The organism is Cupriavidus sp. GW823-FHT06D04 (genome assembly GCF_058795055.1).
This window is the reverse complement of record NZ_JBXAHL010000018.1, coordinates 20799-46901: the sequence shown is the minus strand read 5'-3', so window position 1 is coordinate 46901 and position 26103 is coordinate 20799. Positions and strand designations below refer to the sequence as shown.

Below are 26103 nucleotides of genomic sequence, written 5' to 3'. Positions count from 1 at the left end.
GCGCGGGCTCTCGCCGCTGTGGCGGGCCGTTCCTATACTCGGCCCCGTATCCAACGATTCCCCATGCGCGGGATCCCTACGGGAGAAGCATCCATGTCTCAACCACTCGACCTGGCGTCGGTCAACGCCCTGGACGAAGCGGCCTTTGCCGATGCCTTCGGCAGCGTGTTCGAACACTTTCCGCAGGCCGCCGAGGGCGCCTGGGCGCAGCGGCCGTTCGCATCGGCGACGGCGCTGCACGGCGCCATGATGGACGTGGTGCGCAAGCTCGACGAGCCGCGCCAGCGCGATTTCCTGAACCTGCACCCGCAGTTGTCGGCACGCAATATCCGCGCGGGCACGATGACGGCCGATTCCAACGCCGAGCAGAAGAGCGCCGGCCTGGATGCGATGTCGGCGCAGCAAGAGGCCGCGCTGGACCAGCTCAACGCTGACTACCAGGCGCGCCATGGCTTCCCGTTCATCATCTGCGTGCGCCACTACACCCGCGAGGGCATCTTCGCCGCGTTCGAGCGCCGCCTTGGCCGCAGCACGCAGCAGGAGCTTGACGAAGCGCTGGCGCAGATCGCCGCGATCACGCGCGGGCGGCTGGCGGCGCGGCTGGCCGGTTGAGTTCAGCGTTTATCCAAAGGCTTCAAGACCCAGCGCCAGCATCCCGACCAGGATGAGGCTGGCGGCCCAGACCGCCTCCAGGTTGAACCAGCTCCGCGACACGAACTTCAGTCCCAGGTAGCGGTAGACCAGCCATGCCATGCCGCCGCCCACGGCGAACATGGCCAGGGTGTGGATGACGGCGACCACCAGCGCCATGCCCAGGTTGGCGCTGGCGAGCGTGGCGGCGGCCTGGTGCCCCAGGTCCGCCTCGACACGGCAGAGGCCAAGATAGATCGGCACCAGCATCAGGCCGGCGCCATGCGCAATCGCCACCGCGAACGACCATAGCGCTAGCCGCGATGGCGCGATGCGCACCAGTGCCCGCGGGTGGCCTCGCCTGAGCAGCAGCACGATGCCGCAACCAACCAGCAGCACGCTGGCGCCGATGCGGATTTGCGCTTGCCAGGCGACCAGGGCAGCCAGCATGCCGAAAGGCAGCGTTACCGCCAATACCGCAAGCGCGTGCCCGAAAGCCAGGTACCCGAGCGCGGCAAGGAGGGCGCGGCTGCTATGCGCCAGCAGGCCGTTCGATACCGCCAGCGGCCAGCCCATGGCCGGGTTGATGCCGTGATAGAGGCCGCTGGCCAGCACTGCCGACCAGAGGCCGATCTGTTCCCAAGCGTGACCGGTCAAGCCTTGACCGACGGATAGCAAAACGAGTCGGTCGAACAGTCGCCGCCTTCCAGCCGGATCTGGTGCGCGCGGTAGCCTTCCGGAAACTCGACCCAATAGTCATCGGCCAGCGTCAGCCCGCCGTCTGGGCCGGCATGCGCCATGACCTGCGTGCCGGGGATGCCGTCTGGGTAGAACTGGTTGTCCCAGGTGGAGTAGAGCGAGTTGGTCCAGTAGACGCGCTTGCCGTCGCGGCTGATCTCGACCATCTGCGGGCCGCCGGCAAATGGCTTGCCGTTGGGATGCGGCGTGCGGCGGACGATGCCGCCGATATGGACCGAGCCGGCGAGCTTCAGGTTGCGCGGATCGCTCACGTCATACTGCCGCATTTCGCCGGTGCCCCAGCAGGACACGTAGAGGAACTTGTCGTCGAGGGACAGATCGATATCGGTCACCAGCGGCGGCACGGCACCGAAGCCCTGCAGCAGCGGCGGCAGCAGGCTTGCGTCGGCGGCTTCGGGCGGGATGGTTGCCGTCTTCTCGGCGTGGAACTTGCCGCCTTCGCGCCACCAGGTCCAGATCGAGCCTTCCAGGTTGGTGGTATCGACCACCACGCCAACAAAGCCGTATTCCCGGATCGGATCATGCGCAGGCCGGACTTCCAGCGCCATCTGGTGGTTGGCGCCCAGGTCGATGGTCTGCACGTTGCGGCGCGCCCGCAGGTCCCAGAAATGCAGCTTGTGCCCGTAGCGGTTGCCCAGCAGGTCCTCGGGCACCAGCCCGTTCTCGAACTGCGGCGGCAGGGCCCATTCGCTGGACACCATGTAGTCGCGCGGCAGGTTCCACCAGAAGTCGTAGTGCTTCTCCTGTTCGCCGCGGTCGATTTCCCAGCGGCCCAGCACGTCGAAGGTCTCGCAGTCCATGATGAAGATGCCGGGCGCGCCGTCCGTGCCATCCGGGCCACCGCCCCCGAGCGTGCTGACGTAGATGCCCTCCGGCCCGCAGTGCACGGTATGGGGCCTGGAGTAGCCGGTCTTGCGGAAGATCTCGTCCGGTTCAACGATCTTGTGGATCCGTGCCTGGGTCGGGTGGGGCTTGGTGTCGATGATATACAGGCGCGACGAGCGCATGCCCGGAATGATCAGGTAGCGCCGTTCGAGAAACGCATGGCCGGTCAGCGGCGACAACGACGACGAGCACGCATTCCAGCCGAAATGGTGCAACTCGTCGCCCTTGTTGGTCATCGGCACGGTATGCACGACCTGGCTGTAGGTGGGCGAGCCGGGTTTGGCGTCGATCACCGCGAGCGCGTCTGGCTGCGAGGCGTCGGGGCTTAGCAGCACCGTATAAGCAAATGATTCCGCTGGTGCGCTGATCGCAAGTTCCGGCGAGGCGTGAAATGTCGGATCTGGCCGCATGTTCATGGGTGAGCCCTCCTGGTTTTGCAGGACGTCGCAACGTCGCCGGTACATCACTTGCCCGTGGTGTGTGGCCAAGGTGCAGGGGAAGCTTACTTAGCCTAGGTCGTTCTCAATACCGAGTCAAAGGCGGCGCAGGCGCGGCGAATGAATGACCCCCAGGGGCCTATTCATGCTGGCAAAAGATGCGCTTCGTGAAATAGAGATTTACGAAAAGCCGTAAATCGCGCAGAAATGAGGCTTCGGGCAGCGAGCAAGCCACGCGCTGCACCGGTATCAGAGAAACGATCAGCGAAATGGAAACCCAAGCAATGGATGCGGTGAAACCTCAAGGTGAGGGCGATGGCGAGTTCTGTCTGGACAATCCGGCACTGGAAAGCATCGGTGTCAGGATCACCCAGTGGCGCGACGACTATGTAGAACTTGAGCTGCCGCTCGCGCCCAATATGCTCAACCGCAGCCGGGTGGTGCATGGCGGCACCCTCTGCACCTTGCTCGACGCCGCCACTGGATACTCGGGCCTTTACTCGGCGCCAGGCGAGGACGCGCGCCATGCGGTCACGCTGTCGCTGACCTCGAACTTCCTAAGCAACGGCACGGGCAAGTTGCTGACCGCAAAGGGCATGGTCGACCGGCGCGGACGCTCGATCTTCTTCTCGCGCGCAGAGGTGTGGCTGGATGGGGAGTTGCTGGTGGCAACGGGTGTCGCCACGATGAAGTACCTGAAGTAGGCAGTCCGTCTCAGGCGCCGTCCTGGCGCCAGCGCGTCGGCGACTTGCCGAACTGTGCCGCGAACCAGCGCGAGAATGCGCTGGGTTCTGAAAACCCCAGCAGCGTGGCGACCCGGGCGAGCGGGCGCTGCGGATCCTGCAGGTAGCGTTGCGCAAGCTCGCGGCGCACTTCATTGACCAGTGCGGAGAAGGTATCGCCATCCTGCTCCAGCTGGCGCTGCAGCGTGCGCGGACTGATGCCAAGGCTTTGCGCGACCTGTTCCACCGCGCCGCGCCCGCGCGGCAACAGCTGGTGCAGGGTGCGCCGGACGTCGGCCGCGATGGAAGGCTTGCCGACCCCCGGCTGCAGGTCGAGGAAGCCCCTGGCGTACCCGGCCAGGCTGGCATCGGCCAGGGGATTGACGCGATCCAGGTCGCCGCTGGCGAGCACCAGCCCGTCGAACTCTGAACCGAACTCAATGTGTTGTCCGAACAGGCGCCGGTGGATTTGCAGGTCGGCCGGCGCCGCATGGGCGAAATGCACGCTGTGCGGCTTCCAGGACGTGCCCAGGATGGCGCGGATCAGGCTGTACAGGGCGGCGACTGTCAGTTCCATGGCCTGCCTGCCGGGCTGGTGCCGGCCCGTCTGCAACGTCACATGCAGCACCGTGATCTCTGGATATTCCGTGACCAGGATGGAGATGGAGTCGCTGAGCCAGTGGCGGTAGCGCTCGATCTCCGCCAGCGCGTGGCGCAGCGTGGGCTGGTGCTGCAGCAGCAGGCTGACCGGGCCGAAGTCTGACAGGCGCCACGATTCCCCCACCATCAGGCCAAGCGAATGGCAGGCCGTGACTCGCGCCGATGCCTCCAGCACTTCGGCCAGGCGCGCTTCCGGGATGCGCAGGTCCGGGGTGTACAGGCAGGCCTGGTCCAGGCCTGCCTGGGCCACCATGCGCACCGGATCCAGGCCCGCGCCCCGGGCAATCTCCAGGTATTTGGTCAGGGAAGCGCTGCGAACAAGGACGGTCATAAGGCTGCCGCGAGAGTGGGTGGGGGCGTCGGTCGTGTCCGTCATCAAATGTCAAATCCTGGCGCGATCGGTCAAGGGTGCCGCGCCATGGCTGTCTGACAATCGTTACCGTCGCGCCAATGATAGCGGCGCGGGCAGGACACGACAATCAGGAGACAGCCTTGGCAAAAGCCATTCGCATGTACGAGACCGGAGGGCCCGAAGTCCTCCGCTATGAGGACGCCGAGGTCGGCGACCCGGGCCCGGGCGAGGTGCGGATCCGCCACGCCGCCGTCGGGCTGAACTATGCCGACACTTACTTCCGCAACGGCACCTACCCGGTGCCGCTGCCCAGCGGCATGGGCGTGGAGGCAGCCGGCGTGGTGCAGGCGGTCGGGCCGGGCGTGACCCATGTCGCGGAGGGCGATCGCGTCACATATACCGGCTTTATCAACACCCTGGGTGCGTACAGCACCGAGCGCCTGGTGCCTGCCGCACCGCTGATCCGCCTGCCGGAAGCGATCAGCTTCGAAACCGCGGCGGCAATGACCATGCGCGGCCTGACCTCCGCCTACCTGATGCGCCGCATCTACCCGTTCAGCGGTGGCGAAACCATCCTGCTGCACGCGGCTGCCGGCGGCGTGGGGCTGATCGTCTCGCAATGGGCCAGGCTGCTCGGCCTGACCGTGATCGGCACCGTCTCGACCGAGGCCAAGGCAGAGGTGGCGCGTGCCCATGGCTGCAACCACATCATCAACTACAGCCATGAGGACGTCGCAAAGCGGGTTCGGGAGCTGACCGATGGCGCGGGCGTGTCCGTGGTCTTCGACAGCGTGGGCAAGAGCACCTTCATGGCGTCGCTGGATTCGCTGAAGCGGCGCGGGTTGATGGTCTGCGTCGGCACGGCCTCCGGCACCATCCCGCCGTTTGATCCGCAGCTGCTGGCGAGAAAGGGTTCGGTCTACCTGACCCGACCGGCGCTGGCCGACTACATTGCGGACCCCGCCGAAAAGGCCGAACTGGCCGCCGAGGTGTTCGGCCACGTTGCCGCTGGCCGTATCCGCATCGAAATCAACCAGCGCTATGCGCTGCAGGATGCCGTGCAGGCCCACCGCGACCTGGAATCACGCAAGACCACCGGGTCTTCGATCTTTGTGCTGTAAAGGAGCGTCCCCATGCGAGCCCAACCCCTTACCTGCAATATCGGCGCCGAAGTCAGCGGCGTCAGCCTGGCCGATGCCGCGCGCGACGACGCGCTGTTTGCCGAGATCAAGTCCCTGCTGCTCACGCACAAGGTGCTGTTCCTGCGCGACCAGGAAATCTCCCGCGCGGATCACGTGGCATTCGCGCGCCGCTTCGGCGAACTGGAAGACCATCCCGTCGCCGGCAGCGATCCCGACCATCCGGGACTGGTCCAGATCTATCGCAGCGACAAGCGCGAGAACTACGAGAACAGCTACCACACCGACGGCAGCTGGCGCGAAACCCCGCCCATGGGCTGCGTGCTGCGCTGCATCGAATGCCCGCCGGTCGGCGGCGACACCATCTGGGTGAACATGGCGGCGGCCTACGAGCACCTGCCCGAGGACATCAAGCAGCGTATCGCCGGGCTGCGCGCCAAGCACAGCATCGAGCATTCGTTCGGCGCGGCGATGAGCCCGGAAAAGCGCGCCAGCCTTGCCGCGCAGTACCCCATGGTCGAGCACCCGGTGGTGCGCACGCATCCGGAAACCGGCGAGAAGGCGCTCTACGTCTGCGGCTTCTCCACGCATTTCGCCAACTTCCATACGCCCGAGAACGTGCGCTACGGACAGGACAAGACCCCGGGCGCCAGCCATCTGCTGAACTACCTGATCAGCCAGGCGGCGATTCCCGAATACCAGGTGCGTTTCCGCTGGCAGCCCAACAGCGTGGCCATCTGGGACAACCGCTGCACCCAGCACTACGCGGTGCAGGACTACTGGCCGGCTCCGCGCAAGATGGAGCGCGCCGCCATCATCGGCGACAAGCCGTTCTAAGGCGCGCCAGCCGCCGCCAGGCCACGTGCCTTTATCAATGGAGACATGCCGTGAATTACCTCGATGGATCCCTGTTCCCTGAAAACCAGCAGCCGTTGATCATCACGGCGGCACCCTACGCACCGGGCTGGCTGCCGTCCGATTTCCCGGAAGACATCCCCGTGACGATGGAAGACCAGATCCAGAAGGCCGTGGACTGCTACAACGCCGGTGCGACTGTGCTGCACCTGCATGTGCGCGAGCTTGACGGCAAAGGCTCGAAGCGTCTGTCCAAGTTCAACGAGCTGATCGCCGGGGTGCGCAAGGCGGTGCCGGAGATGATCATCCAGGTGGGCGGATCGATCAGCTTTGCGCCGGAAAACGAGGGGGATGCCGCCAAGTGGCTGTCCGACGACACGCGCCACATGCTTGCCGAACTCGACCCCGTTCCGGACCAGGTGACCGTCACGGTAAACACGTCGCAGATGAACGTGACGGAGCATGCGGAACTCGCGGATTTCAAGGGCACCTCGCGAGAGAACCCCGCGATCTTCAATGCGTACAAGGAAATGACGGTTCCCGCCCAGCCGGGCTGGGTCGAAGAGCACATCCGGCGTCTTTCCGCTGCCGGCATCCAGAGCGCATTCCAGTGCTACAACATCAACAGCTTCGAATCCGTTGAGCGGCTGATCCGGCGCGGCGTGTACAAGGGCCCGCTGGTCATGAACTGGGTGGCGATCAGCGGCGGCATGGATGCGCCCAGCGTCTTCAACCTCGCCAACATCGTTCGCGCCGTCCCGGATGGCGCGGTGCTGACCGTCGAAAGCTCCGTGCGCAACGTGCTGCCTGTGAACATGATGGGGATTGCCCTGGGCCTGCATGTGCGATGCGGAACCGAGGACTGCCTCTGGAACCAGTCGCGCACGGCCAAGATGAGCACGGTGAAGCAGATCGAGCAGCTGGTGCGCATCGCGGGCGAATTTGGCCGCAAGGTGGCAACGGCCCAGGAAGCGCGCGAAATCCAGAAGATCGGCGTGTTCTACGACACCGTCGAAGAGACGCTGGAGGCCAACGGCTTCGCGCCGAACCGCAATGGCGGCAATCAGGGCTTCCTGCGCAAGGCCGCCTGACCCGGGCCGGTTGGCATTGGCGATCCGCCAGCAGAAGGGCAAGGGTGGCAAAGCACCGGCTCACGATGAAGCCGGCTGCTGCCCTGAACAACCCTCGCACATTGGAGACAACCATGAATCAAGCACAACCGTCGGCGCGCCGCAGGGCGTCGCTGTCATGCATGTTCGGCCTGGCGCTGTCGGTGGCGCTGCCGGCTGCGCTTCCATCGACCGCCCAGGCCCAGGCGTGGCCAACCAAGGTGGTCAAGATCGTGGTCGGCGGCCCCGCCGGCGGCACCGCCGATTTCCTCGGGCGCCTGCTGGCCGAGGGGCTGACGCAGTCGCTGGGCAAGCCGGTGATTGTCGAGCAGAAGCCTGGCGGCGCCGGGGCGATCGCCGTCAACACACTGCTTTCCGCACCGCATGACGGGCATACACTGCTGCTGATCCAGGGCGGCATCGTCTCCGAGACGCCGCTGGCGCTGAAGGTCTCGTTCGATCCTTTCAAGGACCTGAAACCCGTTGCCCAGGTGGCCCGTACCGGGCTGGTGCTGGTGGCCAACCCCAAGCTGCCGGCGAAGAACTTCAGCGAATTGCTTGCCTACATCAAGAGCAAGCCCGGGCAGATCGACTATGCCTCTTATGCCGCCGGCATGCGCGGGCAGACCATCGGCGTCCAGTTCAACCGCCTGGCAGGCGTGAACATGAACCATGTCGGCTACAAGGGATCGCCGCCCGCGCTGCAGGACGTGATGGGCGGCCATGTGCCGCTGATGTTCGACGGCCTGGCCACGTCGCTGCCGCTGATCAAGTCCGGCAAGCTCAAGGCCTATGCCGTGGCGTATCCCAAGCGCATCCCCGCGTTGCCGGATGTGCCGACCTTCGCCGAAGTCGGCTTCGCGGCGATGACGGAGCCCAGCTGGATGGGGGTGTGGCTGCCACCGGACGTGACGGCGGCGGTGCAGGAAAGGATCCGCAACGCCACGCTGGCCATCGTGCAGCAGCCCGGCTACCGCGAGCGCGTGGAGGCCATGGGCATGGACGCCGGGCAGCCGCTCAGCAGCGAGGCGCTGTCCAGGGAGGCGCGCGCCGCCCATGATCGGCAGGCGGAGTTGCTGCGGTCGATACATTTCGTGCCGGAGTAGGGGGCCGGCAAGGAGGGCAGGCGCCCTGCGGGCGCCTCGGCGCAGCGTTCAGCAAAGTTGTATGCTTTCTGAATGGCCTGCCGGGCGCCTCCAGCGCGTTCCCGTCACGGCGCAAACAGTATGGCGGTGACGACATGAAGCCTGCTCACGCATTGATTGTGACTTGCGTCATGCTGGCCGCCTGCGTATCGACGGGCGTCGAGGTGAAACAGGAGCAAATGTCGAACTTCCTGCTCGGTTTCTCCACCCTCGACGACGTTACCAGCCAGCTGGGGAAGCCCTCGTCGCAGACTACCCTGGTCAACGGGTCAACCATCCTGATCTATTCGTTTGCGGCCTCCAGGCCGCACCCTGAGAGCTTTATCCCGTTCATTGGCCCGCTGTTCGCCGGCGGCGCGATCCGGTCGTCGACGGTTTTCTTCGAGTTCGACGAGAACGGCGTCCTCAGGAGCCAACGCCTGACGACGTCCGGCAGCGTTTCGGGATGGAGCGTGCTGCCGCCCGATATGTTGCCATAGGCCGGGGCGGTATACTTCTGCTCCTTTACGGCCCTGGCCAGACACCCGAGAGTCCCCATGAGCGCTTTGCCTCCCTGCCCAAAATGTCATTCCGAGTTCACCTATGAAGACGGAGGCCTCTACATCTGCCCGGAATGCGCGCATGAATGGTCGGCGCAGGCCGCGGCGCCGACCGAATCGGAAGCCAGGGTGTATCGCGATGCGGCAGGCAATGTCCTGCAGGATGGGGACACCGTCACCGTCATCAAGGACCTGAAGCTGAAGGGGTCGGCCGGTGTGGTCAAGATGGGTACCAAGGTGAAGAACATTCGCCTGGTCGACGGTGACCACGATATCGACTGCAAGATCGACGGCTTTGGTGCCATGAGCCTGAAATCGGAGTTCGTCAGGAAGGTCTGACCGGGCGTTGCACCTTCGCCGCTCAGTCACCTGCGCGGCGGCTTCCTGGACGGGGTCGTCCCCGACTGCGCGAACGGGCTGTCGCGAACATCTGCATGTCGCGCAGGATGCAGTCCAGCAGCGTATTCGCGGCCACGCCCATCGGGCGGCCTGTCTTCACCAGCAGACGTGCCTTGGCGGCCTCGAACAGCGGATGGGCGATAGGCAGCGTAACCAGTTCGCCGGACTGCAATTCACGATAGGCCGCGAACCCGCCGATCAGCGTGATGCCATCATGCCGCTTCACGAAATGGCGCAGCACGGCCAGGGAGTTCGTGGTCAGCGTCGGGCGGATCTGGACATTCTCCGTGTAGGCCAGCATCTGCACGACCTGCCCGAGTCCGAATGCCGGCGGCATCATCGCCAGCGGGTAGTCGCCCAGTTCGCGCACGTCGACCTTGCCGCCCCGGCGTGCCAGGGGATGCCCGGCATGCACCAGCAGCACCACCGGTTGCGATGACGTGGCAACCCAGGTGATATCGGCATGCGCAGGCGGATTGTAGGCCAGCCCGATATGCGCGCGGCTTTCCGCTACCTCTTGCAGGACGTTGTTGACCGGGAGGATGTCGACGGTCACGTCGAGCCTGGGATAGCGCGCACAGAAATCCGTCAGCACTTCGTCCATCAGTCCGTCGACATAGCCCTCGCTGGTGGCGATGCGCACCTGGCCGTGCTGCAGGCCGCGCAAGGCCTGCAGGCGGTCCTCGAAGAGCTCCTGCTGTGCGCGGCAGCCGCGCCAGTACTCAAGCAGGTGTACTGCGGCTTCGGTCGGCTGCACCCCGCGTGCATGGCGGTCGAACAGCGGCGCGCCGACCTCCTCTTCCAGCAGCCGGATCTGGCGCGTGATCACCGATGGCGAGGTGTTGATGCTGTCGGCCGCACCACGGATCGAGCCATGTGTCAGTACCTCGTGGAAATAGCGCAGCCTGCGCTGGTTCAGTTCCCGCATGTCGGATCCCGCTGTTGCCAATAGGGCAACGATAGCGGACTTAAGTTGCTCTTGCTCTGTTTTTTCATATGCCAGAGGATCGACCCTGAACGACATCGCATCCACAAGAGATAGAGCCGACCACGGGAGAGACCGACATGTCCGCAACCCTGCCCCCACGTACCACGCCGAAGTACGCCAGCGCCGCGCAGCAGGCGCTGTACCGCAAGCTGAACTGGCGCCTGTTGCCGTTCCTGCTGCTCTGCTACACCTTTGCCTACCTGGATCGCGTCAATATCGGCTTTGCCAAACTGCAGATGCAAAGCGATCTCGGCTTTTCCGATGCGGTGTACGGGCTGGGCGCCGGCATCTTCTTCTTCGGTTACGTCCTGTTCGAAATCCCGAGCAACCTGCTGCTGCCCCGGATTGGTGCCCGCAAGACCATCAGCCGCATCCTGGTGCTGTGGGGTATCACTTCCGCGGGCATGATGTTCGTGCGTGACGAGACCACGTTCTATGTGCTGCGCTTTCTGCTCGGCGTGTTCGAGGCCGGCTTTGCACCGGGCATGATCTTCTATCTCACCTACTGGTACGGGCAGCGGCGCATGGCGCGCGTGATGGCCGTGGTGATGCTGGCCGGGCCCATCGGCGGGATCTTCGGCTCGCCGCTGTCCACGTGGCTGATGACAGGCCTGTCCGGCGCGCATGGCCTGGCGGGCTGGCAATGGATGTTCCTGGTCGAAGGGCTGCCTTGCGTGCTGCTCGGTGCCCTGGCGCTGCGCGTGCTGGCCGACAGGCCCGCCGAGGCGAAGTGGCTCAGCGACGAAGAGAAGCGCATGCTGGCGGCTGAACTGCAGGTGCCGGCAGGCGGCCACCAGTCATTCGGCCAGGTGGCACGCGATCGGCGTGTCTACCTGCTGGCCTTTGCCTACTTCACGATGATCTGCGGCATCTATGCCGTGAGCTTCTGGCTGCCGTCGATCCTCAAGGCCGACGGCGTCACGGACACCATGCAGATCGGGCTGTATTCGATGATTCCGTACATGGCGGCGGCGATTGCCATGGTCGTGATCGGCCGCAGCTCGGATCGTCGCGGCGAGCGCCGCTGGCACAGCGCGGTCCCCGCATTTGTCGGCGCCGTGGCGCTGGCCCTGGCCACGGTGTCGAGTGGAAACCTGCCGCTGTCATTGCTTTGCATGACCGTCGCCACGGCGATGATGTGGGCCGCCTACACGGTGTTCTGGGCGATTCCGTCGCAATACCTGAAGGGCGATGCCGCCGCGGGTGGTATCGCGCTGATCAATACCATCGGCCTGATTGGCGGCTTCCTGAGCCCGACCATCATTGGGGCGGTGCGCACCGCCACCGGCAGCATGCAGGCCGGCCTGCTGGTGATGGTGGCGCTGCTGATGGCCGGAGCGGCCGTACTGGTAGCCAACCGGATGCCATCGCCCCAGGGCGCGGTCTCGCCCGCCTGAGGCTGGCCATTCAACTTACGGAGACAACATTGGCAACACGGATTCTGATCGCCGGATTTCAGCACGAGACCAATACCTTTGCACCGTCAAAGGCCACCTATGCCAGCTTCGAGCGCGGCGAGGGCTTTCCGGCGATGGTGCGTGGCTATGACGTGCTGTCGCTGCGCGACGTCAACATTCCGGCCGGCGGCTTCATTGCCGCGGCAGAGCGGCGCGGCTGGACGCTGCTGCCGGTGATCTGGGCCGGCGCCAGCCCATCCGCGCACGTGACTGAGGATGCGTTCGAGCGCATTGCCGGCGAAATCGTCGAGGCCGCGCGCGCCGGCGGATTCGATGCGGTCTATCTGGACCTGCATGGCGCGATGGTTGCCGAACATACGGACGATGGCGAAGGCACCTTGCTCTCGCGCATCCGTGCCGTGGCGGGGCCGGGCGTGCCCGTGGTTGCGTCGCTCGATCTGCATGCCAACGTCACGCGGGCGATGCTAGAGGCCGCCGACGCACTGGTGGCCTATCGTACGTATCCGCACGTGGACATGGCCGAGACCGGCGAGCGGGCCGCGGCATTGCTGCAGCGCTTGCTGGAGGGCAGGGGGCCGCTGCATCGCGCAGTGCGCCGGCTGCCCTTCCTGATCCCGATCAACGGCATGTGCACAATGCTGGAGCCTGCCCGCGCCATGTATTCGCTGCTGCAGCAAGGGGAAAGCGGCGCCGTGGTGTCGCTGTCGTTCGCGCCGGGCTTTCCCGCAGCCGATTTCCCGGAATGCGGGCCGGTGATCTGGGGATACGGCGAGGATGCCGCAGCGGTCGACGCGGCGGTGCAGGCCTTGTACGACCGGATGCTGGCGGATGAGCCTGCCTGGGAGGTCCCGTTCCTCTCGCCGGACGAAGCAGTGCTCGAGGCCATGCGGCTGGCCGAGGGGGCGACGCGCCCGGTGGTCATTGCCGACACGCAGGACAATCCCGGGGCCGGCGGCGATTCGAACACCACGGGCATTCTGCGCGCCTTGCTGCGCCACGGCGCGCGGCACGCGGCCATCGGGCTGATCTGGGATCCGGCCGTGGCGGCCGAGGCGCACCGCGCCGGCGTGGGAGCCACCATCGACGTCGCTCTCGGCGGTGTTTCCGGGGTGCCCGGTGACGAGCCGCTGCGGGGGCGCTTCGAGGTGCTGAAGCTCTCCGATGGCGTATGCCGCTACGGCGGGCCGATGATGAACGGCATGCTGGCCGATGTCGGGCCCGTCGCGCTGTTGAGTATCGACGATGTGCTGGTGGTCGTCAGTGCCGGCAAGGCCCAGATGCTGGACCGCAACCTGTTCCGCGTAGGCGGGGTAGAGCCCGAGGCCATGAAGATTCTCGTCAACAAGAGCTCGGTGCATTTCCGGGCCGATTTCCAGGGCATCGCGCACGCCGTGCTGGTGGCCAAGGCGCCCGGCCCGATGACGGCGGATCCCGCAGACCTGCCCTGGACCAGGCTTGCCCCCGGCATCCGTCTCAAGCCGATGGGCAAGCCCTTCCAGGGCTAGTACCGCGCCAGCGACGCGACCGAGCGACCCGGCGGGGCGTCAGTTGAAGACATCCTGCCGGTACCTGCCCGTGCTGACCAACTCCGCCAGCCAGTCCGACGCAGCCTCTGGTGTCATCCCCCCTTGCTCTGCGCCGATCTGAATCAGCACCTGCCTGACCGCGGGCGCCATGTGGCGGCCGTCGCCGCACACGTAGACGATCGCACCCTGGTTCAGCCGGGCCCAGACATCGGCACGGCGCTGCCACAACAGGTCCTGCACGTAGCGCGGCTCGCCATCCACGACGGAACAGGCCAGGTGGACCTGCACCACGTCCTGTGCCTGCCAGCGCGCCACGTCGTCGCGGTACAGCCAGTCGTGCGCGGGGTGGCGGCACCCGTAGTACAGCTGCACCGGGGCCACCGGCTGGCCGGCCGCCTGTTGCGCGGCCCGCTCCTCAAGAAAGCCTCGGAACGGGGCAATGCCCGTGCCGGGGCCGATCAGGATCATGGGCGTGGCCGGGTCCGCCGCAGGAGCGAAGGCGGGATTGGGCGTGCGGATGGCGCCCGCCACCATGGCGCCGGGCGCCAGGCCCTGCAGCCAGGTAGAAGCCACGCCGCGGAAGAGTCCGCGGCCCGACAGCGCCGCAGACCAGACCGTGCCGACGGTGATGGTTGCCACGTCGGGTGAGACCAGCGGCGATGAGGCAATCGAATAGAACCTCGGCCGCATCGGCACGGTGCAAGCCAGCAGGCCGGCCAGGTCCAACTCGATGGCGGGAAAGCGGTCCAGCACGTCGGCCAGCCCGAGCCGGCGCGGTGCCACCTGGGCGGCGTACCCGCTCTTGGCGTCGTCCGAGGCCAGCTGCTGCAGGGCCTGGCGCGTGACCGGGCAGCGCGAAGACTGCGACAGCAGGCGCAAGGTCTGGCGCGACACCACGTCCTGCAGTTCCACAAAATGGGTCAGCAGCTGCCGCACGGACAGGGCCTCGCCCAGCGGCAGGCCGCGCGCGGCCCCGCCGGAGGCGGACAAGGTGACGATGGCGTCCGGGTCGATGCCGATCCGCTCGCACAGGGCCGCGACCATCCCGGGCTGGTTCTGCGGATAGACGGCGAGGTGGTCGCCCGTGGCGTAGCGCACGCCTGCGGGCAGCCTGAGGCGGATATCGCGCGTGGAAGTTCGCGGCGCCTCGCGCGAGAAGTCCCACAGGCCGGATGGATCGTTCACCAGCTCGGTGTTGGCCAGGACCGTGAAGCCCTGGGTGTTTGCCGGCAGCGTGGACGCGCGGATCTCGGCGACGTCTCTCATCTGCACCCGGACCGGCGGCGTTCCGTGGGCCGGCCCGCCGACGCTGTCACCGGCCTGCAAGGCTTGCCACAGCGAGGCCAGCCAGCGTTCCGCGGCCTGGTCGAAGTCGCCGTTGCCGTCGGCTTCGCCACGCGGCAGCAGCGGACTGGCGCCGGCGTTGGTGAAGAATTCATAGACCCGGCGCGGGAAGGCCTGGTACGTCGGCCATTGCGAGTTGCCGCAGCCCAACACGGCCACGCTTAGCCCTTCTGCGCGGTAGCCGCTGGCGGCGCCGCTATCGAGCAGCGCTTCGAGGCGCCTTGCCGAGTCCGGCGCGCGGCCATTATAGGTGGCGGCGATGATGACGGCCAGGCCGGTGGTCGGGAGCGCGTCGGCCACATCGTCCAGGTCGCGCAGCGTCGCATCAAAGCCCGCCGCCAGCGCGCCGGTATGCACCTGCTCAGCCAGTTCGCGCGCGGTGCCAAGGCTGGATCCGCACAGCACGGCAAGCGGCCTGCCGCCGCCCTGCACATCAGGGCCCGCCTGCGGCGCTTGCGCGGTCCCGGCGACCGGCGCCGCGGCGATGCGCTCATGCGGCCGGCGCCGGCGCGCACGCACCGTGAATCCGTCGGGTTTGATCGTCAGCGTTTCCTTGATGCGGAACTGGTAATCGTGCGCATCGGTGAACTGGAAATTGCGCAGCATCAGCGCCAGTGCCAGCTTGGCCTCGGTCAGCGCAAACTGGCGGCCGATGCAGGCACGCTCCCCGTTGCCGAAAGGCATGTAGGCGTGGCGCGGCAGCTTTGCCTCCTGCTCAGGCAGGAAACGGTCGATGTCAAAGCGTTCCGGGTCGGCCCACACCTTGGGGTCGCGGTGCAGCGCGGTCAGCACCACCGACAGGCGCCTGTCCTTGCGGATCAGGTAGCGGCCGCCCAGCAGCGTATCTTCAAACGGCGCTACGGCGAAGGCGGGCGCGGTGGGCCACAGGCGCAACGTTTCCTTCAGCACGCGGTCCAGTACCGGCAGCCGCGCCAGGTCGGCGTAGACCGGCGCAGCGTCGCCGGGCAACACGGCGTCCACCTCCGCGTAAGCCTGTGCCATCACGCCCGGGTTGCGCAGCAGTTCGTACAGCGCGAAGGTGAGCAGCCCGCTGGTGGTCTCGTGACCCGCGATCAGGAACGTGATCACCTGGTTGCGGATGTTCTCGTCGTCCAGCCGCTGGTCGGTGTCCGGATCCCGCGCTTCCAGCATCAGGCCGAGCAGGTCGTTGGCCGTGCCGCCCCGGCGTTGCGCCGCGTTGCCCGCGCGCCGCCGCCGGATCACGTCGTCAACCAGGTCGCGCATGAAGCGGGTGTCCTGGTCGAACTTCTGGTGTGCCGCATGCATGAAGCGGTCTTGCAGGGCAAAGCGCGTCAGCTTGGACATCGCCTCTTCCAGCGCGCCGACCATGGCCTCGATGAAGGGGTGCAGGTTTGCGCTGGCGAACGATTCAAAGTCGTAGCCGAAGCCGGACAGCGCGATGGTATCGAGCGTCAGCCGCGTCATGTCGTCCGCGACGGCGATATCGGCATCCGGGCCTTGCCGGTCCCATTTGTCCACCAGCCGGTTGGCCACGCGCAGCATGACGTCGAAGTAGCCCTTCATCGCGCGCTGGCTGAACGCCGGCATCAGGATGCGGTGCGCCTTGCCCCAGTTGGCCTCGTCGGAGCGTGCGGTGAACAGGCCATCGCCGGCCATGCCGCGCAGGTAGGACAGCGGCGGGCCGATGTACTTGCGGAAACGCGCGGCATCGCACAACTCGCCGGCCAGTGCCACCGACGTCACAAACGGCACGCGCCGGCCGGCGAAATTCAGCTCGAAGATGCCGTCATGATGGCGGCTGCGCGCCAGCAGGTGCTGGCCCAGCGCACCGGGTGTGATCTGCAGCAGGTTGCCCACCAGCGGCCAACCCGGGTCGCGCGGGATGGGCTCAGGGTTGGGGGCATGCATGGGGCGGGCAGGGGATGGATGCTGCGCGTCGGAGGCCTGGTCGGGGCTGGATAGCTCAATGGGCGGCGGCATGGCAGGGCGGTGTCTCCTGAACGGGCGCTGACACGCGATTTGCCACGTGCGGCCGTTTCATTTAACGTAGACATCTGTCTACCGGCGCAAGCGTAGACAACTGTAGACATGCTGTCAACGAAGCATGTCGGGCAAAAACCGAGTCCTGCTACTAAACCGCATTCATGGAAGCCATTGCCGACGGCAAACGCCGCCTGATCGACGCCGCGTTGCGGCTGGCCGCAGCCAAGCGCAGCTTTGCGGCACTCAAGCTGCGCGAGATCGCGCGCGAGGCCGGCCTGAATCCCAACACGTTCTACCGGCATTTCAGCGACATGGAAGACCTGGCCATCACCGCCATGGCCGAGGTAAGCGCCGAACTGCGGCCGATGCTGCGTGCGGTCCGATGGGCCGCTGCCCGCGACAACCCGGGTGAAGTGGCCACGCGTGCGTGCGAAGCCCTGTTCTTGTACGCGCAGCATCACCCGGATGCATTCATCGTTGGTGTGTGCGGGATCACGGGCCCGCAGCCCGCGCTTCGCGTTGCCATTCGCACGGTGCTGGATGACATCGCCGCCGAGATGGCGGAAGACATCGAACGGCTGGGGTTGTGTCCCAAGCTCTCACGCCCGGCCATTGACGACGTCTGCGCGTACGTCGTTTCCTACCTATTCCATCAATGCGTCGACTACATCGAAGCCGATGCTGCCGGACGGCGCAGGCTGATGGCGCGCTCGGTGCAGTTGAGCTGCTGGCTGCTGCAGGGCGCGGCAGGGCCGAATGCCCAGCCGGGAACGAAATCAGGCAGGGAGCGCAAGGCCGTGGCTGCGTAGCAGGTTGCGGCGAAACACGCAGAAGGAAGAACCTCAGCCGAGGCAGCGGTCGAAGCGAGGGGGTGTGTCCGGGCAGCGCTCACCCTGAAATTTTGATGCCACACTCTTGCGCCACCGCCAATAGCTTCTCCATGTCTGGCGCGCCTGGCGGAATTTCCTCATCGAGCCGCGTGAACAAGCGCGATGCGCTTCCGCCGTGGCTGGTGACTGAAATCATTTCGCCGCCGCCGATGCCGAACCGGAAGTAATGCACGGTGCCCGCCGGCACATGAACAAAGGTGCCAGCGACAGCAGTGATCGCTTGATCGCCATAGCCGATCTCGATCGTCCCCCTGGTAACGTAGAACGATTCGTCCCAGTCATGGCTATGGGGCGGTGGGCCACTGCCTTCTTCGCCCTGCTGCAGAAATACCTCATAACCTTGCGTGGCGGCATTGGACGCCAGCACCGTGATCCTTTCCCCTACCACGTTGAGCGCGCGTGCATACGCATCCGGAGTCACTGCAAATGGTTCTGGTTTCATGTTTCTCTGCTCCGTCAGTGAGAACGTCGCCGTGGAGAGGGTAGCCAGGTCTGAGGCATGCGGTCGCTCCAAAGCGAGCCGGCCACGGTGCCAGGCGGTGCCCCTTTTTGATGTCTGGCAATCTTAGGCGCCCCACGATGGGAAGTCATCGCCAGGAAGCGAGGATTGCCGCGGCCAATGTGCGTCAGCAAACATTGCTTCCATGCGCAATGTCACTTGCCCCTGGCTCGTTTTCCCATTTCAATGGAGTTGAGAGAAAGAAGGGATGACATCATCCGGCGTCACATACGATCCGCGAGGTGGCGGCCACGCCGATGGATGGCCCGGAACCTGCGCTTCGTATTTGCCAATGAGCCGGTCGAGCGCCTGGCTGGCATTCGCGAGCGGATTCGCCTGGCGTGGGACATCTGATACGTGCAACGCTGAGCGACGAAAATGCTGGCCGCTTCTGGTCATGATGGTTCCGAGGGCAGCGACCGAACCCTGCTGTATTTCGGTTGCCTGACCCTGTTCATCGCTCTGGCAACACCAGCCGGTTCCCTGGTGGATATACAGACGTCGTACCTGCTCAAGAACCAGTTGCATGCGACCGCAACGCAGATCTCGATATTCCGGCTGGTGACGGGAATACCGGTGTATCTTGCGTTCGTTTTTGGTCTCGCGCGCGACCAATGGAGCCCGCTGGGATTGCGGGATCGCGGTTTCTTCCTGATTTTCGCTCCGGTGACCGCAGTGGCATTCATCTGGATGGCGTTTTCAGGTTTCTCATACGCGGGACTGGTCATCGGGTTGCTGCTGGCAATGCTGTCGTCCCGGTTTATCGCCGCAGCGTATCAGGGGCTGATCGCTCTGGTGGGCCAGGAGAAGCTCATGTCCGGGCGCCTGAGTGCACTGTTGAACGTGGTCGGCTCGGTCCCGGTTGTTGCGGCAGCGTTCGCCTCCGGGTACATCTCCGATCATCTGGCTGCAAAAGAAGCCTTCCTCCTGGTGGCGATGTTCGCCTTGTCGATTGCCCTGTTGGGGCTCTGGAAGCCCGTTTCCGTCTTCGGCCATCTTTACGAGAAGCCGCAAGCCAGGGGCTCGGATCTCGTTGGCAATGTCAGGCGGCTGGTGAAACATAAGGCTGTTTATCCAGCGGTCCTCATCTGCTTTCTGTGGAACTTTGCGCCAGGAGCGGCCACGCCGCTGCAGTTCTATCTGAGCAATGAGCTGCATGCATCGGATTCCGTTTACTCGTACTACAACGGGATCTTTGCCGCCGCCTTCATCCCGACATTCTTGCTGTATGGCTTCTTGTGCAAGAAGGTATCGCTGAACAAGCTGCTGTGGTGGGGAACGATCGTCGCAGTGCCGCAGATGATTCCGCTGGCATTCATTCACTCGGCCAATCTTGCCCTTGTCTTGGCGGCACCGATAGGGCTGATGGGCGGTGTCGCCACGGCAGCATACTTCGATCTCGCGATGCGGTCCTGTCCGCCAGGCCTGCAAGGAACCTTGATGATGCTGGTGGATGGCGTTCTCGCGCTCTCGGCGCGTGCCGGCGATCTCCTGGGCTCATGGATCTATAACAGCAGCCCAACGCACGGTTTCACATATTGTGTGATCGCGACTACCGTGGTGTACGCAATGATCCTGCTTTTGATCCCGCTGACGCCGAAAGCACTGATTGCTACCAGGGATGGCGAACCAGGCCCGGAGGTCCAGGCGCTGGCGGAGGAGGCGAACAGGCCCTAGTAATGTATGGTGGCCGGGCTCTGGATGCCGGCGTTCTCGTCAACGACATACGCTTCGATTCCCGCGCTGCCGCCGTTCCACCAGTTTGTCATATCAAAGACAGTCTCGTCGTCCAGCCGCTGGACATGGACGCCGTAGATGGTTAGCGGCTTGCCGGGCGCGCAGACCGCGGGCGAAGTCAGTGGCCTCAGGAAGTGAACAGCGCTGGGCGATGTCGTGGACAGGTTGGTGACGCGCTGTGCAATGAAACGGCCTGAGATCTTCTGAATCTGCAATGCTGTCTCGACGTCAAGGCCAATCCCGCGGGCGGCCGACGGGTTCTTCAGGACTCCGCCCTCGCAGCCTGAACCGGACCATGGCGCAATGCTTCTTGACAGGAACGTGACCAGCCTGCCCATGCGATCGCGCGAGTCGAAGTGCGGATCGACGAACGTATCGTCCAGTGCCGTAGCGTTCAGGAAACTGGGCCCGGAGAACCCTTTCGGGTCAAATGTCATGTACTTGTTGTACGGATCGCTCAGCGCCTGCGTCGATGTGACCGTCCCTTCGATGGCGGAGAAAACGAACTGCCCCAGCACGTTGGCCCCGGCGCTGGTGCCGCCAACAGGTACGTTCTGCTGCATGAGCGCGGCGATGGTCGCGTTGAGCTTCGTACCTTTCCAGAACTTGATGTAGTTGCTCTGGTCGCCGCCCGCAATCCACAACGCGTTCGCGCTGCCGACAACGGCATTGACAAACGGGTCATTCGCCGCGGCAGTGTCGGTAATAACCAGCGTTTCCGCCGCAGTCAGGCCGAGGTACGCGCCACCGACATACCCGTCCACCGCGGGCATATCGGTCGCGTTCTTCTTGTTGCTGTAATAGAAGTAAGGGTCGTAAGCGTCGGTGCCGGTCGCGCGAATCACGACCAGGCGGCCGCCCGTTGCTTTCGTAATGCCCGCTTGCTGAATCATCCAGCGATACGCGCCGTCTACATCGGGCCCGCCACCCATGATGACCACCGGCTGCACCGCCTGTGGCTGCGGTGTGGGGAGGGTCTGCACCGGCACCGGATTGCCAGTCTCGAAGTACTTTGTGCCGGTTACGAAGTAGCTGTAGGAGGCGGTAGTCTTGTCACCTGCAAGCGCAGGGGGAATCAGCACCCCGAGGGCCACGCTGATGCAGGCGACCGCGTAGTACCCCAACATCCTGCAACGCTGGGTGAACTTCGAAATGGATTCCATGACGTGACACCCCCTGCCGCTATCTTCTTTGTACAACTCGGTGACGACAGAAAAGCAACGCGCCAGATCCCTGGAAGGGCTGGCGGATGTCACGTCACCAGGCAAAAGCTCCCGCCGTTACTCCGAGCACGGGTGCGGGACGTGCAGGCGTTCCGTTATAGACGCTGGCGCACAAAAACTCCAGCCGACGCTGACCGCGGCAGCAGATGCGGTGAGGCAGAAACGACCACCAGCAACAAAGCCCCTATCGCGGCCAGCTTTCAAAGGTCACTACTGGCAGCGCTTTCGCATGCCGGATCGCCTTGAGAGCAAGGGTGCCACGGCAATCGGAAAGGTCTGTTCGCTGGCATACGCAGGCGTTGCACTGCTTGCCAGTCCCCCGGCTTGGAAGCTTGCGCAACCGGCCTCGCCAATGCGACGCAGCGCTCAGTCTGCGCACCGCTGAATGAACTGCGTCATGGCAGGCAGGATGGACTCCCGGAAACGCTGGCCGGCGAAGGTGCCGTAGTGACCCACGCCGTCGACGACCAGGTGTTCTTTCCGGTCGGCGGCAAGGCCTGCGCAGAGCGCGTGAGCCGCTTCGGTCTGGCCGCGACCGGTGATGTCATCGTCGCTGCCTTCGATGGTCAGCAATGAAACGTTCCTAATGGCCTCGGGGTAGACACGGCGCTGGCCGACTTCCATGCAGCCGCGGCACAGGTGATGCTCCAGGAAAACCTTCTGGATGGTTTCCAGGTAGTACTCGGCCGGCACGTCGAGTACGGCGTTGTACTCGTCATAGAACTTGCGATGCCTGGCTGCCTCGCTCTGCCTGCCATCGACCAGGTGGCGGTAAAAGTCGAGATGAGCACCGGCGTGCTGTGCGACGTTCATCGATACGAAGCCTGCAAGCTGGAGGAAGCCCGGATACACCCGGCGCCCGTTTCCCGGGTAGCCGGCGGGCACCCGTTCGATGACGTTGGCCTCGAACCACGCCAGCGAATGTTGCCGCGCGAACTGGTCGACCGCCGTCGGGCTGACGCGGGTGTCGATCGGCGCGGCGATCAGGGTCATGGAGCGGGGCTGCACCTGCTCGTTGTCTTCGGCCATCTGGGCGACCGCGCAAAGCACCGGGACCCCGGGCTGGCAAACCGCCACGATATGCGTGCCGGCGCCGAGGTATCGCAAGAACTTTTTCAGGTAATCGACATAGCCGCCAAGATCGAAGTGCCCGGCGTCAAGCGGGACCACGCGCGCATCGGCCCAGTCGGTGATATAGACATCATGACCGGGCAGCAATGCCTCGACCGTCGGGCGCAGCAGGGTGGCGTAGTGGCCGGAGAGCGGCGCCACCAGCAACACCCGGGGGCCAGGACTGGACATGTCCTTCCTGAAATGCAGCAGCCGGCAGAAGGGCTCTTCGATGAGCGCGGTCTCGGTGACGGCCACCCGTTGCCCACGTACCAAGACCTCGTCGATCTCAAAGCGAGGTTTCCCGTAGGACTTGGTCAGCCGGGTGAACAACTCAAGCGCGGCGTCGGCCTCGCGCAGTCCCGGAAGCCAGGCGACCGACTCGCCCCAGAAATTGACTGCGCGATAACCTGCTTCGATCATCGCCCCGAGCGGGCCAAGGGACTGCAGCGTGAGTTCCCGCAGAGCATAGAGCGCCATGGCGATTCCCGCCTTTTTGAATTGGTTGGTGTGTTGTTCTGGCGCAGGGGCCGGCAAACCGGGTGCTGCGCAATGCGGGCTTCAGCGCAGTTGGCGTGCCCGACAGCCGCACGGCCGGCTTCGTGCAAGGTGGGCGGGCGGGCGACAGGCTTCTGCCGCGGGTGCGTAGGTGGGAAGGTGGCGCTGGTGCACCCAGAAGTGCTGCGCGCGGCTCAGGTGCCGTCGATGTCGAATGGACTGGCTGCGGGAAGCACCGGTGTTGCCGTGGCGGCCGTTGCGGCCGGACTGATGCGCGCGGCCCAGGTCGCACGCGAATCGGCTGGAATGCTGCATGATGCCCCCCACTACTCAAGCCACCAGCATTGGCGTCGCAATGCCAGCGGTACAGCTTGTAATCAAGTTACGCCATTTACATTCAGTAACATATTCGATCTAACCCTATTGCAACGCTTTGCATACGTCCCTGGCAACGAAGGAAGGCTGGCGGGATCATTCGATGCGAATGTGGCCTTATGTGCCGGCGATATGTGATCCTCTATTGCCAGAAGGGCGGACCCAGCCGGACCGTCTGCCAGGCTATTTGTAAATTTTTGCAAGTTGCGTTCGGGTAAAACGTCAGGCAGGCGGATGTGGTTGACCCGCCCGGTCCCGCTTCCTCGCTGTCACGCTGCCCGGCCAATGACCGGAATCACGCCGAACGCAACAGTGGCCAGCATCATGACCACGGCCGCCGACAGCGCCCAGAGCAGCGTATAGCGCTGGTGATCGCCAAATTCGACCTCAGCCAGGCCGACCAGCAGGTAGGTCGACGCGACCAGGGGGCTCAGCAGGTGAACCTGCTGCCCGATCAGCGAGGCGCGTCCGATCTCCGCCGCGCCGATGCCATAGACGGCGGCAGCCTTGGCCAGGATCGGCAGGATGCCGAAGTAGAACGCGTCGTTCGAGACAAAGAACGTGAACGGAATGCTCAACACCCCGGTCACCAGGGCCATGTACGGGCCCATCCAGTCCGGCACGGCGCTGATGACGCTGTTGGCGATGGCGTCGACCATCTTGGTGCCCGACAGGATGCCGACGAAGATGCCGGCGGCGAAGATCAGCGACACCACCGGCACGACGTTGGCGGCATGCGCGCCCATGCGCTCCTTCTGTTCGTGCAGGCTCGGGTAGTTGACCATCAGCGCGATGGCGGATGCGATGATGAACAGCGCAGGCAGCGGCAAGGTGCCGAGAATCAGCAGCACCATCAGGGCGATGGTCAGCAGGAGGTTGAACCACAGCAGCTTCGGCCTGGCGATCTGCGGATCGCCGGCGGCAGCCTCCGGCATGGCATGGCCGTCATCACCGGCCCCGGTGCGCATCAGTGCGATGGTGCCAAGCCGGTTGCGTTCGCGGCGGCCGAGCAGGAATGCCACGAACAGGCCCCACATGCCGGTGACAATCATCGGCAGGATCATCGGCACGAACAGCGAGCCCACGTCCACGCCCAGCGCGCTGGCGGCACGCGCGGTCGGGCCGCCCCAGGGCAGGATGTTCATCAGCCCGCCCGCCATCATGATCACGCAGGCCAGCACCAGCCGGCTGATGCCCAGGCGCTTGTAGAGCGGGAGCATCGCGGCGCAGGTGATCATGTAAGTGGTCGAGCCGTCGCCGTCGAGCGACACCAGCGCGGCCAGCACGAAGGTGCCCATGATGATCTTGACCGGATCGCCGCCCACTAATTTCAGGATCACCCGCACCACCGGATCGAACAGCCCGGCATCGATCATCAGGCCGAAATACAGGATGGCGAACATCAGCATCACGCCGGTCGGCGCCAGCTTCTTGACGCCGTCCAGCATCATCGGGCCGAGTTCCGGGCCGAAACCGCCGATCGCGGCGAACGCAATCGGAACGAGGATCAGCGCCACCATGGCGGAGAGCCGCTTGGTCATGATCAGTGCCATGAACACGATCACCATCGAATAGGCGAGCAGGGTCAACATCTTTCTCTGTATCTCTTTGCCGCCCTGCAGCGTGGGCGCTTGGGGGCGGGTGTGTGTGCGTCCGTCTGGCGCACGAGGTCAAGGGCGAGGCCGATCCCGCCGGCACGGCAGGGCGTGCCGGGTATGGAATGACCGCGGAGGGAGGCAGTCTTGTGCGCTGGCCCAGGCGGGCCGCGCGGGTGTGGCTCAGTTGGCGGATTCGATGCGTTTCACTACCGCGTCCGCAAACTGCAGCGTGGAGGCCGTGCCGTGCAGGTCGCCGGTCTTCACCTGGTCCTGGCTGAGCGTCAGCTCGATGGCTGAGCGCAGGCGCGTGGCCAGGTCCTGTCGGCCCACGTGGTCGAGCATCAGGCCGGCCGCCAGCATCAGCGAGATGGGGTTGGCAATGCCCTTGCCGGCGATGTCGGGCGCGGAGCCGTGCACCGCCTCGAAGATCGCAGCGTCGTCGCCGATGTTGGCGCCCGGCGCCATGCCAAGCCCGCCAACCAGGCCGGCGATCTGGTCCGACAGGATGTCGCCGAACAGGTTGGTACAGAGCAGCATGTCGAAGCGCCACGGGTTGAGCACCAGCTGCATGGCGCAGGCGTCGACAATAATGTCGTCCATGTCCACGCGGCCGGCATAGTCCTGGGCGACTTCACGCGCCGCTTCCAGGAAGATGCCGGTGAGCGCCTTCAGGATATTGGCCTTGTGCACCACGGTAATCTTCTTGCGGCCGTTCCTGACGGCGTACTCGAAGGCGAAGCGGGCAATGCGCCGGCAGGCGTCGCGCGTGTTGGTGCCGGTGGACACCGCTACCGCATGCGGGTCGTCGCCGACCGGGATGTAGTAGTCATGGGCCACATAGAAGCCGCCGACGTTCTCGCGCACCAGCACCAGGTCGATATTCTCGAAGCGGCCCGGCACCAGGGTGCGGGCCGGGCGCACATTGGCATAGAGGTTGAACGCCTCGCGCAGGCGCACATTGACCGAGCGGAAGCCGCCGCCCACCGGCGTGGTCAGCGGCCCCTTCAGGGCCAGGCCGGTGCGGCGGATGCTGTCCAGCGTGTCTTCGGGCAAGGGATCGCCGCTGTATTCGACGCCTGCCATCCCCGCCCGTCGGATATCCCAGGCAAATGGGGCGCCAAGCGCATCCAGCACCCGGACGGTGGCGTCGACGACTTCGGGACCGATCCCGTCGCCGGGGATCAGCGTGGCCGGGATCTGTTCGCGTGCACCGTTTTCCATTTGCGTTCCTGTCGTGAATTGAGCGTTTCGCTGGCCGGCCAGCCGGGGCCAGGGAGGCTGTGTTTCTCGTCCCTGGCGGG

The 26103-nt window shown here is 65.1% G+C and carries 23 protein-coding genes; 13 read left to right on the top strand and 10 right to left on the bottom strand.

The window, feature by feature from the left end; all coding sequences use genetic code 11:
• Positions 1-93: 93 nt before the first annotated feature.
• Positions 94-612, top strand: a complete 519-nt coding sequence (gene uraD, locus AC1Q7H_RS21720; RefSeq protein ID WP_010809719.1) for a 2-oxo-4-hydroxy-4-carboxy-5-ureidoimidazoline decarboxylase — start codon at positions 94-96, stop codon at positions 610-612.
• 9 nt (positions 613-621) lie between these two features.
• On the opposite strand, the gene AC1Q7H_RS21715 is transcribed toward uraD, so the two are convergent.
• On the bottom strand, positions 622-1287 hold the full coding sequence (locus tag AC1Q7H_RS21715; protein WP_041228595.1) for a hypothetical protein: 666 nt from the start codon (positions 1285-1287) through the stop codon (positions 622-624).
• Positions 1284-2690, bottom strand: coding sequence for a selenium-binding protein SBP56-related protein (locus AC1Q7H_RS21710; protein WP_013952633.1), 1407 nt, complete (start codon positions 2688-2690; stop codon positions 1284-1286). Before AC1Q7H_RS21710 ends, AC1Q7H_RS21715 begins: the two co-directional genes overlap by 4 nt.
• Positions 2691-2995: 305 nt before the next feature.
• On the opposite strand from AC1Q7H_RS21710, the gene AC1Q7H_RS21705 reads away from it, so the two are divergent.
• The gene (locus AC1Q7H_RS21705) at positions 2996-3415 is read left to right on the top strand and encodes a PaaI family thioesterase (protein WP_211982156.1); all 420 of its coding nucleotides are present in this window, start codon (positions 2996-2998) and stop codon (positions 3413-3415) included.
• A 10-nt stretch (positions 3416-3425) separates the two neighbouring features.
• Here the strand turns inward: AC1Q7H_RS21705 and AC1Q7H_RS21700 are convergent, their stop codons facing one another.
• Positions 3426-4424 (bottom strand): AraC family transcriptional regulator, encoded by a 999-nt coding sequence (locus tag AC1Q7H_RS21700; protein WP_153955866.1) that lies wholly within the window; start codon positions 4422-4424, stop codon positions 3426-3428.
• Between the two features lie 161 nt (positions 4425-4585).
• Between AC1Q7H_RS21700 and AC1Q7H_RS21695 the strand changes: the two genes are divergently transcribed.
• From AC1Q7H_RS21695 to AC1Q7H_RS21670, 6 genes are all read left to right on the top strand, one after another.
• Positions 4586-5566 (top strand): quinone oxidoreductase family protein, encoded by a 981-nt coding sequence (locus tag AC1Q7H_RS21695; RefSeq protein ID WP_211981131.1) that lies wholly within the window; start codon positions 4586-4588, stop codon positions 5564-5566.
• Positions 5567-5578: 12 nt separating this feature from the next.
• Complete coding sequence (locus AC1Q7H_RS21690; RefSeq protein ID WP_153955864.1) at positions 5579-6421, top strand: TauD/TfdA dioxygenase family protein; 843 nt, start codon at positions 5579-5581, stop codon at positions 6419-6421.
• A 50-nt stretch (positions 6422-6471) separates the two neighbouring features.
• On the top strand, positions 6472-7530 hold the full coding sequence (locus tag AC1Q7H_RS21685) for a beta-keto acid cleavage family enzyme (RefSeq protein ID WP_211981133.1): 1059 nt from the start codon (positions 6472-6474) through the stop codon (positions 7528-7530).
• A 113-nt stretch (positions 7531-7643) separates the two neighbouring features.
• Positions 7644-8654, top strand: coding sequence for a Bug family tripartite tricarboxylate transporter substrate binding protein (locus AC1Q7H_RS21680; protein ID WP_211981135.1), 1011 nt, complete (start codon positions 7644-7646; stop codon positions 8652-8654).
• A 134-nt stretch (positions 8655-8788) separates the two neighbouring features.
• Complete coding sequence (locus AC1Q7H_RS21675; protein WP_013952640.1) at positions 8789-9172, top strand: hypothetical protein; 384 nt, start codon at positions 8789-8791, stop codon at positions 9170-9172.
• A gap of 57 nt (positions 9173-9229) precedes the next feature.
• Positions 9230-9571: a zinc ribbon domain-containing protein YjdM gene (locus AC1Q7H_RS21670; protein WP_211981137.1), complete on the top strand. Its 342-nt coding sequence runs from the start codon at positions 9230-9232 to the stop codon at positions 9569-9571.
• Between the two features lie 22 nt (positions 9572-9593).
• Here the strand turns inward: AC1Q7H_RS21670 and AC1Q7H_RS21665 are convergent, their stop codons facing one another.
• A complete protein-coding gene (locus tag AC1Q7H_RS21665; protein ID WP_492381700.1) occupies positions 9594-10559 on the bottom strand; it encodes a LysR family transcriptional regulator in 966 nt (321 codons plus the stop codon).
• A 137-nt stretch (positions 10560-10696) separates the two neighbouring features.
• On the opposite strand from AC1Q7H_RS21665, the gene AC1Q7H_RS21660 reads away from it, so the two are divergent.
• The gene (locus tag AC1Q7H_RS21660; RefSeq protein ID WP_211981140.1) at positions 10697-12016 is read left to right on the top strand and encodes an MFS transporter; all 1320 of its coding nucleotides are present in this window, start codon (positions 10697-10699) and stop codon (positions 12014-12016) included.
• 29 nt (positions 12017-12045) lie between these two features.
• Positions 12046-13542 (top strand): M81 family metallopeptidase, encoded by a 1497-nt coding sequence (locus AC1Q7H_RS21655; RefSeq protein WP_211981142.1) that lies wholly within the window; start codon positions 12046-12048, stop codon positions 13540-13542.
• A gap of 39 nt (positions 13543-13581) precedes the next feature.
• On the opposite strand, the gene AC1Q7H_RS21650 is transcribed toward AC1Q7H_RS21655, so the two are convergent.
• Entirely contained in the window at positions 13582-16869 is a 3288-nt protein-coding gene (locus tag AC1Q7H_RS21650) for a bifunctional cytochrome P450/NADPH--P450 reductase (RefSeq protein ID WP_211981146.1), read from the bottom strand.
• A 164-nt stretch (positions 16870-17033) separates the two neighbouring features.
• Here AC1Q7H_RS21650 and AC1Q7H_RS21645 point away from each other — a divergent pair, with 164 nt between their 5' ends.
• On the top strand, positions 17034-17681 hold the full coding sequence (locus AC1Q7H_RS21645; protein WP_013952646.1) for a TetR family transcriptional regulator: 648 nt from the start codon (positions 17034-17036) through the stop codon (positions 17679-17681).
• A gap of 79 nt (positions 17682-17760) precedes the next feature.
• Here the strand turns inward: AC1Q7H_RS21645 and AC1Q7H_RS21640 are convergent, their stop codons facing one another.
• On the bottom strand, positions 17761-18204 hold the full coding sequence (locus AC1Q7H_RS21640; RefSeq protein WP_013952647.1) for a cupin domain-containing protein: 444 nt from the start codon (positions 18202-18204) through the stop codon (positions 17761-17763).
• 435 nt (positions 18205-18639) lie between these two features.
• Here AC1Q7H_RS21640 and AC1Q7H_RS21635 point away from each other — a divergent pair, with 435 nt between their 5' ends.
• Positions 18640-19938: an MFS transporter gene (locus AC1Q7H_RS21635; protein ID WP_211981148.1), complete on the top strand. Its 1299-nt coding sequence runs from the start codon at positions 18640-18642 to the stop codon at positions 19936-19938.
• On the opposite strand, the gene AC1Q7H_RS21630 is transcribed toward AC1Q7H_RS21635, so the two are convergent.
• Both AC1Q7H_RS21630 and AC1Q7H_RS21625 read right to left on the bottom strand, forming a co-directional pair.
• A complete protein-coding gene (locus AC1Q7H_RS21630; protein WP_013952650.1) occupies positions 19935-21161 on the bottom strand; it encodes a cyanophycinase in 1227 nt (408 codons plus the stop codon). The two genes, AC1Q7H_RS21635 and AC1Q7H_RS21630, sit on opposite strands and share 4 nt — an antisense overlap.
• Before the next feature lie 426 nt (positions 21162-21587).
• Positions 21588-22811 (bottom strand): polyhydroxyalkanoate depolymerase, encoded by a 1224-nt coding sequence (locus tag AC1Q7H_RS21625; protein WP_211982157.1) that lies wholly within the window; start codon positions 22809-22811, stop codon positions 21588-21590.
• A gap of 177 nt (positions 22812-22988) precedes the next feature.
• Between AC1Q7H_RS21625 and AC1Q7H_RS21620 the strand changes: the two genes are divergently transcribed.
• Positions 22989-23342, top strand: a complete 354-nt coding sequence (locus AC1Q7H_RS21620; protein ID WP_153955857.1) for a hypothetical protein — start codon at positions 22989-22991, stop codon at positions 23340-23342.
• Positions 23343-23473: 131 nt separating this feature from the next.
• Here the strand turns inward: AC1Q7H_RS21620 and AC1Q7H_RS21615 are convergent, their stop codons facing one another.
• Positions 23474-24796 carry a CitMHS family transporter gene (locus AC1Q7H_RS21615; RefSeq protein ID WP_211981149.1) on the bottom strand — a complete coding sequence of 441 codons (1323 nt, stop codon included), beginning with the start codon at positions 24794-24796 and terminating at the stop codon, positions 23474-23476.
• A gap of 186 nt (positions 24797-24982) precedes the next feature.
• Complete coding sequence (locus tag AC1Q7H_RS21610; RefSeq protein WP_153955855.1) at positions 24983-26023, bottom strand: isocitrate/isopropylmalate dehydrogenase family protein; 1041 nt, start codon at positions 26021-26023, stop codon at positions 24983-24985.
• Positions 26024-26103: the final 80 nt, after the last annotated feature.

Bases quoted from the DNA above. Each gene is read 5' to 3' on its own strand.
- AC1Q7H_RS21675 (WP_013952640.1), top strand. From the start codon at position 8,789: ATGAAGCCTGCTCACGCATTGATTGTGACTTGCGTCATGCTGGCCGCC.
- AC1Q7H_RS21680 (WP_211981135.1), top strand. From the start codon at position 7,644: ATGAATCAAGCACAACCGTCGGCGCGCCGCAGGGCGTCGCTGTCATGC.
- AC1Q7H_RS21710 (WP_013952633.1), bottom strand. From the start codon at position 2,690: ATGAACATGCGGCCAGATCCGACATTTCACGCCTCGCCGGAACTTGCG.
- AC1Q7H_RS21700 (WP_153955866.1), bottom strand. From the start codon at position 4,424: ATGACCGTCCTTGTTCGCAGCGCTTCCCTGACCAAATACCTGGAGATT.
- AC1Q7H_RS21645 (WP_013952646.1), top strand. From the start codon at position 17,034: ATGGAAGCCATTGCCGACGGCAAACGCCGCCTGATCGACGCCGCGTTG.
- AC1Q7H_RS21625 (WP_211982157.1), bottom strand. From the start codon at position 22,811: ATGGCGCTCTATGCTCTGCGGGAACTCACGCTGCAGTCCCTTGGCCCG.
- AC1Q7H_RS21705 (WP_211982156.1), top strand. From the start codon at position 2,996: ATGGATGCGGTGAAACCTCAAGGTGAGGGCGATGGCGAGTTCTGTCTG.
- AC1Q7H_RS21650 (WP_211981146.1), bottom strand. From the start codon at position 16,869: ATGCCGCCGCCCATTGAGCTATCCAGCCCCGACCAGGCCTCCGACGCG.
- AC1Q7H_RS21690 (WP_153955864.1), top strand. From the start codon at position 5,579: ATGCGAGCCCAACCCCTTACCTGCAATATCGGCGCCGAAGTCAGCGGC.
- AC1Q7H_RS21670 (WP_211981137.1), top strand. From the start codon at position 9,230: ATGAGCGCTTTGCCTCCCTGCCCAAAATGTCATTCCGAGTTCACCTAT.
- AC1Q7H_RS21665 (WP_492381700.1), bottom strand. From the start codon at position 10,559: ATGCGGGAACTGAACCAGCGCAGGCTGCGCTATTTCCACGAGGTACTG.
- AC1Q7H_RS21660 (WP_211981140.1), top strand. From the start codon at position 10,697: ATGTCCGCAACCCTGCCCCCACGTACCACGCCGAAGTACGCCAGCGCC.
- uraD (WP_010809719.1), top strand. From the start codon at position 94: ATGTCTCAACCACTCGACCTGGCGTCGGTCAACGCCCTGGACGAAGCG.
- AC1Q7H_RS21610 (WP_153955855.1), bottom strand. From the start codon at position 26,023: ATGGAAAACGGTGCACGCGAACAGATCCCGGCCACGCTGATCCCCGGC.
- AC1Q7H_RS21635 (WP_211981148.1), top strand. From the start codon at position 18,640: ATGCTGGCCGCTTCTGGTCATGATGGTTCCGAGGGCAGCGACCGAACC.
- AC1Q7H_RS21630 (WP_013952650.1), bottom strand. From the start codon at position 21,161: ATGGAATCCATTTCGAAGTTCACCCAGCGTTGCAGGATGTTGGGGTAC.
- AC1Q7H_RS21640 (WP_013952647.1), bottom strand. From the start codon at position 18,204: ATGAAACCAGAACCATTTGCAGTGACTCCGGATGCGTATGCACGCGCG.
- AC1Q7H_RS21615 (WP_211981149.1), bottom strand. From the start codon at position 24,796: ATGTTGACCCTGCTCGCCTATTCGATGGTGATCGTGTTCATGGCACTG.